Annotated in this window: 2 protein-coding genes and 1 pseudogene; all 3 read left to right on the forward strand. The window is 69.8% G+C overall.

Features of this window, described 5'->3' with window-relative positions:
- The first annotated feature begins 666 nt into the window (after nt 1–666).
- Nucleotides 667–1,296, forward strand: coding sequence for a DUF6230 family protein (locus ACOV8S_RS14095; RefSeq protein WP_108954324.1), 630 nt, complete (start codon nt 667–669; stop codon nt 1,294–1,296).
- A gap of 103 nt (nt 1,297–1,399) precedes the next feature.
- Entirely contained in the window at nt 1,400–2,023 is a 624-nt protein-coding gene (locus ACOV8S_RS14100) for a DUF6114 domain-containing protein (RefSeq protein ID WP_448318164.1), read from the forward strand.
- Nucleotides 2,024–2,045: 22 nt separating this feature from the next.
- Nucleotides 2,046–2,440, forward strand: a pseudogene (locus ACOV8S_RS14105) (hypothetical protein); the annotation flags it as partial.

The following is a 2,440-nucleotide window of genomic DNA, read 5'->3' on the forward strand; positions in this document are numbered from 1 at the left end:
GGGCGGAAGTCGACGACTTCCGCCCCGCCTCGGCCGTTTCGGCCTCCGGGGTGCGGGGAAAACATGTGGCCGGCGTGAAGAGAGCCGCCCCAGGGACGCGTTGCGGCCACGCTTTGCCAAATCTTGGGAAAACACCCAGCTGTTACTGGCAGTAAATCTTGCCGACCATCCTGCCCGGCTCCGCCGTGTTTTGCCCGGCTTTGCCATGGGATGGACCGCCACCCTCCGTCGTGGACCGGGGCGAGACGGGTGATCCACGGCCATGTCGCCGTTACCAGCGGGTAACGAGACCCCTTGCGGGGGCGCGCAGAATGCACAACGATCGGCGACGCTCGGTCCTCTTCCGTGTCCCCGACAACCAATCGGGACCACGGAACACAGGGTCCCCACCGGGCAGGCGTGGCGTCACCGAGACGCCACGCCCAGGACAGGGGGGTCTCCGCCCGCGGCGGAGCCTGTCCGAAAAGGTCGCACGGGACCACCTGTCCGGTGCGGCCAGTGGTTGTCGCTCGGGGGTGATCGCCGGTGATTCGGGCGCATACAGCGCTGTACGAGAAACAGGCGCTCTCCTTCCCGAGGACGTAGCACTTCTCCCATCCCTGCCCGGTTCGGGCCGCCTTCGGCGGCAGCCGGGACCAGGAGATGTACGTCCGAGAAGGAGGACATATGCAGTCCCAGCTGCGCGGCGGTACCAGATGGAAGCGGTTCGCCGTCGTCATGGTGCCCAGCATCGCCGCCACGGCCGCGATAGGCGTCGGCCTGGCCCAGGGCGCGCTCGCCGCGTCGTTCAGCGTCTCCGGCCAGTCGTTCAAGGTGACGACCGACCGGCTCGAAGGCAAGGGCTTCAACCAGTACGGCTCCCTGGCCCAGGGTGTCGACCTCGAGGGCAACAAGGCGCTCCACCCGGTCGCCGTCTCCGCCTTCAAGAGCGCCGACATCACGAACATGTGCCAGTCCGTCGTGACGCCGCACGTGCCGGTCTTCGGCAACGTCAGCCTCCGGCTGACCGCGGGCACCGGTGACAAGCCGGTCCACGCCGAGAACCTGTACCTCGACGTCGAGAGCCTCGAGACCACCTCGGCCGAGTTCCGCAACATCGACATCGGTGTGGCGGCCGGTCAGGCCACCAAGGGTCCCGAGCTCGCCGCGGGCACCAACGCCAACGGTTTCGCCCAGCACGCCAGCGAGGCCACCCTCACCGGTGTGAAGCAGACCGCGTGGGCGACCACCGCCGGCACCTTCAACCTCAGCAACCTGAAGCTGTCGCTGAAGCCGGGTGTCCACGAGTGCTACTGAGCACTCGCTGACGGGCGAGGGAGCCTCACGGCTCCCCCGCTCGTCCCAGCACCACGCACCATCACACTCATCACGGCAACGCCGTTCCAGGGAGCTGTTTTCCATGAGCGCCGAGACTCCTGCCGCGCCCGGTCGTGAACGCCTTCGGGTCATCCGGCGGAACTTCCGCACGTGGCGGGGCACGCGGCCGTTCTGGGCCGGCCTGTTCGTCATGATCGCCGGTCTGCCCATCGGGTACTTCCCCTACGCCGACCTGCACATCGGCAACCTCACCATGACCATGGCCACCACCGCCGGGGCCGGCTCGCTGATCATCGGCGTGCTGCTCGGGGTGCTGGGTCTGTGTCTGTGGTTCCAGCGGCACATCCAGATCTTCTGCGGTGTCGCGGCGATCCTGCTGGGCCTGGTCTCCATCCCGGTGTCCAACCTCGGCGGCTTCTTCATCGGCTTCCTGTTCTCGCTGATCGGCGGCGCCATGGCGATCGCCTGGGCGCCGGGCCGTCCGGACGAGGCCGAGCAGGCGGCCGGCGCCGAACCGCTCGCCGGTGAGCCGGAGCACGCCGCCGCGGCCGTGTCGTTCGCGAAGGACGACGCCGCGCGGGACGAGCACGGCTTCGGCACCGTCAACGCACGGCTCCCCGAGGCGCGCCGCCCCGCCGACGAGTGGGACGAACTGTCAAGCACCAACCCGGCCAACGAGGTGAACGGGAGGCACAGTGCCGGCTGACGAGGAGGTCCACGGTTCGGCCGTGGACGAGTCGGACGCGAGAACAGGGCCCCGCCACGCGGCACCCCGGAAGCCGTTGCGCGCCCGGGTCCGCATCCCCGGCGGCAAGGTGATGGCCATCGCCGCCATGCCGACCGCGGTCCTCATGGGCATGGGCTTCACGCCCACGCTCGCCCAGGCCGACGACCGGCCCGACCTTCCCAAGGGTTCGCTGACCGCGGAGGAGTTCCAGGCCTGCGTCGAGGTGCTGGAGGAGGCCGAGAAGGGCGACGCCCCCGAGGACGACAAGGCCCCGGAGACCGACGGCGAGGAGAAGCCCGCGCCCGGCGGCGACGAGGACGAGGACACGGGCGGCGGCGACGACAAGCCCCCGGCCCCCGAGGAACCGGAGCCGGAGGAGCCCGGGCCCACCGAGCC

The organism is Streptomyces sp. CO7, assembly GCF_053474865.1.

What these genes read in the sequence shown, in the direction of transcription:
- ACOV8S_RS14095 (WP_108954324.1), top strand. Translation starts at nt 667, where the DNA reads ATGCAGTCCCAGCTGCGCGGCGGTACCAGATGGAAGCGGTTCGCCGTC.
- ACOV8S_RS14100 (WP_448318164.1), top strand. Translation starts at nt 1,400, where the DNA reads ATGAGCGCCGAGACTCCTGCCGCGCCCGGTCGTGAACGCCTTCGGGTC.